This window comes from Blautia faecis (assembly GCF_020554845.1).
Taxonomy (GTDB): Bacteria; Bacillota; Clostridia; order Lachnospirales; family Lachnospiraceae; genus Blautia_A; species Blautia_A faecis.
The window spans coordinates 21,305-28,997 of sequence record NZ_JAJCIA010000044.1; the positions used below are offsets into that span (position 1 = coordinate 21,305).

The following is a 7,693-nucleotide window of genomic DNA, read 5'->3' on the forward strand; positions in this document are numbered from 1 at the left end:
CTACTCTTCGATATCATCGTAGGAATCGTCGATTTCGGATTCATAATCCTCTTCTTCGTCCTCGTCCACATCAACAAGTTCCTCTCCGTCAAACTCCTGCTTGGTATAGCCATGTTTGCTGAAGGATTCCTCTCCTCTGTGGCCGCGGGAATCTCCCTCGATAACTGCACGAAGATCGGTTTCGCCGTAATCTACATTCTCCATGATCTGAACTTCTGTCTGATCATCTTTGAGCACACGTACATCCAATGCCAGGGACTGGAGCTCTTTAAGAAGAACCTTAAAGGATTCCGGAATACCAGGCTCAGGGATGTTATCACCCTTGATGATTGCTTCATAAGTCTTCACACGACCGACTACATCATCGGATTTAACTGTCAGGATTTCCTGGAGTGTATAGGATGCACCGTATGCCTCCAGAGCCCAAACCTCCATCTCTCCGAAACGCTGTCCACCGAACTGAGCTTTACCACCCAGTGGCTGCTGTGTAACCAGAGAGTAAGGACCTGTGGAACGGGCATGGATCTTATCATCAACCAGATGATGCAGTTTCAGGTAATGCATGTGTCCGATTGTGGTCGGACCGTCGAAGAACTCTCCGGTACGTCCGTCACGAAGCTGTACTTTACCATCTCTGGAAATCGGAACACCTTTCCACAATGCTCTGTGGGCTTTATTCTCATCCAGATACTGCATTACATCAGGTGCCAGAATGTCTTTGTATTTCTCACGGAACTCTTCAAAATCTTCTGTATTTACATAGTCATTTGCAAGTTCCAGTGTATCCTGGATATCATTCTCGTTTGCACCATCGAATACCGGTGTGGAAATATTAAAGCCAAGTGCTTTGGCAGCAAGACTTAAATGAATTTCCAGGACCTGTCCAATGTTCATACGGGAAGGTACACCCAGCGGGTTCAGCACGATATCCAGTGGACGTCCGTTCGGAAGGAATGGCATATCCTCAACCGGAAGTACACGGGAAACGACACCCTTGTTACCATGACGACCAGCCATCTTATCACCAACGGAGATTTTTCTCTTCTGTGCGATGTAGATACGTACAGACTGATTAACTCCTGGAGACAGCTCATCACCATTTTCTCTTGTGAATACCTTGGCGTCTACAACGATACCATACTCACCGTGTGGTACCTTAAGGGAAGTATCACGAACCTCGCGTGCTTTCTCACCAAAGATTGCACGAAGAAGTCTCTCCTCTGCTGTAAGCTCAGTCTCTCCCTTAGGAGTAACCTTACCAACAAGGATATCACCAGCACGAACCTCTGCACCGATACGAATGATTCCGCGCTCATCAAGATCCTTGAGTGCATCATCACCTACGCCTGGAACATCACGGGTGATCTCTTCCGGTCCAAGCTTTGTATCACGGGATTCTGCTTCATATTCTTCAATGTGAACAGATGTATAAACATCGTTCTGTACAAGTTTCTCACTTAACAGTACGGCATCCTCGTAGTTATAACCTTCCCAGGTCATAAATCCGATCAGAGGGTTCTTGCCAAGAGCAAGCTCTCCCTGAGAAGTAGACGGACCATCGGCAATAACATCACCTGCTTCAACGTGCTCGCCCTGATTAACGATCGGACGCTGGTTGTAGCAGTTGCTCTGGTTACTGCGCATGAATTTGGTAAGATGATAATCATCTTTTGTTCCATCATCATTCTTGATGCTGATATCGGTAGATGTGGAGCGAAGTACAGTACCAGACTTTCTTGCAACCACACAAACACCGGAGTCAACAGCTGTCTTTGCTTCCATTCCTGTACCAACAACTGGTGCTTCAGTGGTAAGAAGCGGAACAGCCTGACGCTGCATGTTTGATCCCATCAGCGCACGGTTCGCATCGTCGTTCTGAAGGAATGGAATCAGGGCTGTAGCTACAGAGAATACCATCTTAGGAGATACGTCCATGTAATCAAACATCTGACGCTCATACTCCTGAGTCTCTTCACGATAACGACCGGAAACGTTCTTACGAACGAAATGTCCTTCTGCGTCAAGTGCCTCATTCGCCTGTGCTACATGGTAGTTATCCTCTTCATCTGCGGTCATGTAAACAACTTCGTCAGTTACACGCGGATTCATAGGATCAGTTTTATCAATCTTACGGTAAGGTGCCTCAACAAATCCGTACTGATTCAGCTTTGCATAAGATGCAAGGGAGTTGATCAGACCGATGTTCGGACCCTCAGGAGTCTCGATCGGGCACATTCTTCCGTAATGGGAATAGTGAACGTCTCGAACCTCGAATCCGGCTCTGTCTCGTGACAAACCGCCAGGTCCAAGTGCGGAAAGACGTCTCTTATGGGTCAGCTCACCAAGAGGGTTGTTCTGATCCATGAACTGTGACAGCTGGGAAGATCCAAAGAACTCTTTTACAGCAGCTGTTACAGGTTTGATATTGATCAGGGACTGCGGGGAAATGCTCTCCACATCCTGTGTTGTCATTCTCTCACGAACCACACGCTCAAGTCTGGAAAGACCGATACGGTACTGATTCTGAAGCAGTTCACCAACCGCACGGATACGACGGTTTCCTAAGTGGTCGATGTCGTCGTCATTTCCAATGCCATATTCCAGATGCATATTGTAATTAATAGAAGCAAAAATATCTTCTCTTGTAATATGCTTCGGGATCAGGTCATGGATATCTCTGCGGATAGCGGCAATTCTGTCCTCAAGTGTGTCATTTTCTTCCAGAATTTTTTCGAGTACAGGGTAATATACTAACTCTGTAACCCCAAGCTCTTCCAGGTTCTCAATTTCTGGCAGATAATGATGCATGTCTACCATTAAGTTAGAAAGAACTTTAATTCTGCGGTCTTCTTCACCCTGGATCCATACAAATGGAACTGCAGCGTTCTGAATGGCATCAGCCAGTTCTCTGGTTACGATAGTACCAGCCTCTGCAAGAATTTCTCCTGTAGAGCCCTCAACCACATCGTCAGCCAGCTTATGACCAACAATTCGTTTATTGAAATGAAGTTTCTTATTAAATTTATAACGTCCGACCTTGGCAAGATCATATCTTCTCGGATCAAAGAACATCGCATTGATCAGGCTCTCTGCGCTCTCAACTGCAAGCGGCTCGCCTGGACGGATTTTCTTATACAGTTCAAGAAGACCTTCTTCATAATTCGTAGAAGTATCCTTTGTGAAACTTGCAAGGATCTTCGGCTCTTCGCCAAACAGATCAATGATCTCTGCATTGGAACCAACACCAAGTGCACGGATCAGTACAGTGATCGGAACCTTACGGGTTCTGTCCACACGCACATAGAATACATCGTTGGAGTCAGTCTCATATTCCAGCCATGCTCCTCTGTTAGGAATTACTGTACAGGAAAACAGTCTCTTACCGATTTTATCGTGTGCAATGGCATAATAGATTCCAGGGGAACGTACTAACTGGCTGACAATAACACGCTCAGCACCGTTAATGACGAAAGTTCCTGTCGCGGTCATAATCGGCAGGTCTCCCATGAAAATCTCGTGTTCGTTGATCTCATCTGTTTCCTTGTTAATCAGTCTCACTCGAACCTTCAAAGGTGCGGCATAAGTTACGTCACGTTCTTTACACTGCTCGATGGTGTATTTAGCCTCTTTTTCATCAAATGTGAAGCCGATGAATTCAAGACTGAGCTTTCCGCCGTAGTCTGCGATTGGAGAAATATCGTCGAATACTTCATTCAATCCTTCGTCGAGAAACCACTGGTAAGAATCCTTCTGGACCTCGATCAAGTTCGGCATTTCCAGGACTTCTTTTTGTCTCTGGTAGCTCATTCGCATGCTTTTTCCAGTTTTTACAGAACGAATTCTGTTTTTTTCCATTGACGTTTCACCCCTGTTTTATTTTATTTATTACAACATCAGCCCGCTCTGCTGCATAAGCATAGTAGGCATATCTTGCCATAATATAGCATTCTTCACTATAGCACAACAAAAAAAGCCTGTCAAGCACTTTTCTGTTGTTTTTTCATTTGTTTTTTTATTTGTAATTGCTGAATAGTTATAATTTATTTTACTTTTCTCTTACTATAAGAAAGGTTTCCATATTTATCCGATAATACAAAGAGAAGCTTCGTTCCTTTTTTCTGTTTTTTGATAGAAATATTATATTTCTTTCGGGAATTGATGCTTCCTCTGCCGATTTTTTTATTCTTGTTTCTGCTCACTGCATAAATTGTAAGTTTCTTTCCACCCGCCGCTTTGCCTGTGATCTTCACTGACTTTCTGGTGATCTTAGACGCAGTGGGCATTTTCACGGAAATGATTCCAGTGCTGTTTTCCGCATAAATTGCATAAGTACTGCCATTATTCTCCAGACGGTTCTTTTTGTTTCCGGAAATCTTTGACCTGCTTACATATAAACCGCATTTTCTGCTGCCAGTAACCGCATTTCCATAAAGTTTTCCGGTCTGACTTGCGATCACTTGGATTCCTCTGCCGTTCACATTCGTAATCCTGTTAGATTTTATAACAGCATTTCCAATATTTTCCACATATATTCCGTCCAGCATACAGCCTTTCACCTGATTCGCTGTGATCTGACAGCCCTCGCTGCCCCAGAGAACAATTCCGTTCTTTTTTCCGGAGGATATACGGTTCCGGCTTACTTCACACCCGTCAGAGCCATTTTCCATAAGAATTCCATCGCCGCCGATACCTGAAATCACATTATCCAGGACTTGATTCTCTGTGGATGGAGTCCCCAGCTTTCCTCCGTCATAAGCGTAGATTCCTACATTTTTACAACCTGATACCTGATTATCTTTTATCACATTTTTAGAAGAAGCAGACAGATAAATTCCCATGTTGGAAAAGGATGCAGTTTTTTGCAGCTTCAACTGATTATCTTCCACTGTACAGCCATCAGCAAGATAAAGGCGAATTCCATTTCCATTCCCTGTGATCATATTTCCCTTTACCGCAACACCGTTTTCCTTATAAATACCTACCGGAATTCCCTTAGCCTGTGCTTTTGAGCTGTCACTTACCCAGGCTCCCTGGACTTCAATTCCATATCCTCTCCATATGTTTCCATTGATCTGGCTCACTGAAGAAATAGAAATCCGATTATTTTTCACGGAAATGCCCGCATTCTGGTGGTTTCCTTCCATTCCTGCAACAGTTCCCGGTATAAGATGGGTATTCGGGAAATACATGCAGCTCACAAGCACTCCGCCGCCTGCATTCTCTATTATATTGTCCTCCACAGCAGAATCCACGTAATTCAGGCACCAGACAGCTCTCTTTTTCACATTTCGAAAGGTATTCCCCTGAATCACAATGTTCCGGTATGGCCTGTCGTAGATCATGCTGTGGCTGCCCACTCCTGCAAACACATCCTCAAAAACGTTATCCGTAATCCTGATGTTCTCACAGACAGCTCCGTCAAAGGGCTGATATCCTGGAAAAATATAATCCAGACATGCATCCAGCTGAATGCATTCCTGTCCGCCGCCTTCATATTCCTGCCAATATCCCCGGAATGTACAGCCAGTCACAGTTACATCTTCCGTACCTGCCAGCTCAAGAAAATGAGATTTCAAATTGTTTAGAAATGTTACGTTCTTCACAGTTACGTGTCTGGCATGTCCAATCCTGAAGCCTACAAAACCGCCTGTGCCTTCCTTATCTTCGACAACCGGGTAATTCAGATCCCAGGTTCCGCCTTCAATGGTGATATTGTGATATCCATCATAACCTCCGGCAGAAAGTATGTCATCTCCCAGTCTGAGGACCACATGCTTATCTGTACAGGATTTCGTCAGTACAGCTCCTTCTGCATAAAGAGTAAGATTGCTGTACATATGGATAGTTCCGGAAATCAGATAGCTTCCCTGAGGAATGATTACCGTACAAGGAGTTTCATCTGTAGCTCTCTGCCCCATAAAGTGAAGCACTGTATTCAAAGTTTCGGTAATATCACTTCCATCAGCCACATCTAAAGTCACCACTGCAGCGCCTTCTGGAATAGTCGCCAGAATCTGCTGTTCATTATCAGAAGGTACAGGTGTAAGCAGAGCTTCTTCTGGCTCCTCTTCAAAATCATTATCAGACTCATCTGCTGAAAAAAATCCCACCTCAGCTGTTCCGCCATAGAAGCCAGTCTCATCCTCTTCCATTTCCGGCTCAATATCGCAATCTGAAAAGCTGTCTTCAAAATTCTCCGTCACATTTTCTGCTGATTCAGCATATATAACAGAACTGCCTCCCAGATATAAAGATACTCCCAGTAATGTTACAGTCAAAAACATTTTTATATTCATTCAGAATCTCCTTGCACAAAAAGAATCCTGATTGCAGGAAACTCCAACAGAATTTCCTGTTACACAAAAAAATCCCCGCAGTGGCCTGCACGACAGACTTCTGCGGGGAGCATGGTTCGCTTAAATACACCTAAATTATTTAAGAGTAACTTTAGCGCCTTCAGCCTCAAGTTTAGTTTTGATATCCTCAGCCTCTGCTTTGGAAGCGCCCTCTTTAACCATTTTCGGAGCACCATCAACAACTTCTTTAGCTTCTTTAAGACCTAAGCCTGTGATCTCACGAACAACTTTGATAACTTTAACTTTGTTAGGACCTACTTCTGTAAGCTCTACGTCAAACTCATCTTTCTCCTCAGCTGCTTCACCAGCACCTGCTGCTGCTACAACAACGCCTGCTGCTGCGGATACACCGAACTCTTCCTCGCAAGCTTTTACTAAATCATTTAACTCTAATACAGATAACTCTTTGATTGCTTCGATAAACTCAGCTGTTGTTAACTTTGCCATTATAATTTTCCTCCATTTTTAAATTTTTTGTGGAATCAATGATTCGATTCAGCGACAGAAACTTAAATTATTCTGCTGCTGGTGCCTCAGCCTCTCCACCCTTCTGCTCTGCGATCTGATTAAGCACACGAGCAAAGTTGGTAATAGGAGACTGGATACTTCCAAGCAGTTTGCCAAGAAGTTCTTCTCTGGACGGGATCTGGGACAGTGCCTGGATTCCTGCCTGATCGTTGTAGTTACCCTCAACAATACCAGCTACTAACTCAAGTGCCGGATACTGTTTTGCAAATTTAGCAAGGATTCTTGCAGGAGCAGTAGCGTCTGTTGCAGAAATTGCAATAGCGTTTGTTCCATGTAAGTGCTTGTCAAGATCTGCACATGGAGTACCTTCAAATGCACGACGCATTAAAGTGTTTTTGTAAACCTTGTACTGTACGCCGGACTCTCTTAACTCTTTACGTAAAATAGTATCCTGCTCAACTGTAAGACCACTGTAGTCAACAAGAACAACAGCCTGTGCGTCTTTAATATTGTTAGCGATTTCTTCTACGATTGGTTGTTTCAGTTCTACTTTTGCCATGAAATGGTACACCTCCTTATAGAATTTGATATACCGCCAAAAAAAGCCTTACTGTAAGACAGCAAGGCTTAACGTAATTCTTACGAAAGAATACTTAGTCCTCGGTAGGCGTTTTAATCCTTATGCCTTACGGCACCTACTGTCTTCGGCAGCGTTCTGTAATAAAATACCACGTTCGATTTTATTTGTCAATAGTAATTTTAATTTTTTTACATCTGTATATGAACCATTTATGATAATGTCCTAATATACCATAAAGGAAAATGTCCCAATGTAGTATAATGCTTCCATCAACAGATGGAGGTAACGA

4 protein-coding genes and 1 other annotated feature are annotated in these 7,693 nt (G+C 43.7%); all 4 genes read right to left on the reverse strand.

Annotated elements, in window-relative coordinates; genetic code table 11:
* Entirely contained in the window at nt 1-3,855 is a 3,855-nt protein-coding gene (gene rpoB / locus LIZ66_RS16145) for a DNA-directed RNA polymerase subunit beta (RefSeq protein WP_118583310.1), read from the reverse strand.
* Nucleotides 3,856-4,040: 185 nt separating this feature from the next.
* Nucleotides 4,041-6,296 (reverse strand): right-handed parallel beta-helix repeat-containing protein, encoded by a 2,256-nt coding sequence (locus LIZ66_RS16150; RefSeq protein ID WP_226837865.1) that lies wholly within the window; start codon nt 6,294-6,296, stop codon nt 4,041-4,043.
* Nucleotides 6,297-6,431: 135 nt separating this feature from the next.
* Nucleotides 6,432-6,803 carry a 50S ribosomal protein L7/L12 gene (gene rplL / locus LIZ66_RS16155; protein WP_118583314.1) on the reverse strand — a complete coding sequence of 124 codons (372 nt, stop codon included), beginning with the start codon at nt 6,801-6,803 and terminating at the stop codon, nt 6,432-6,434.
* Between the two features lie 67 nt (nt 6,804-6,870).
* Nucleotides 6,871-7,383 (reverse strand): 50S ribosomal protein L10, encoded by a 513-nt coding sequence (gene rplJ, locus LIZ66_RS16160; RefSeq protein WP_118583316.1) that lies wholly within the window; start codon nt 7,381-7,383, stop codon nt 6,871-6,873.
* A 30-nt stretch (nt 7,384-7,413) separates the two neighbouring features.
* Nucleotides 7,414-7,550 (reverse strand) — a sequence feature (ribosomal protein L10 leader region).
* Between the last annotated feature and the right edge of the window lie 143 nt (nt 7,551-7,693).

Excerpts from the sequence above, each read along its gene's own strand:
- rpoB (WP_118583310.1), bottom strand. The coding sequence starts at position 3,855 with ATGGAAAAAAACAGAATTCGTTCTGTAAAAACTGGAAAAAGCATGCGA.
- LIZ66_RS16150 (WP_226837865.1), bottom strand. The coding sequence starts at position 6,296 with ATGAATATAAAAATGTTTTTGACTGTAACATTACTGGGAGTATCTTTA.
- rplL (WP_118583314.1), bottom strand. The coding sequence starts at position 6,803 with ATGGCAAAGTTAACAACAGCTGAGTTTATCGAAGCAATCAAAGAGTTA.
- rplJ (WP_118583316.1), bottom strand. The coding sequence starts at position 7,383 with ATGGCAAAAGTAGAACTGAAACAACCAATCGTAGAAGAAATCGCTAAC.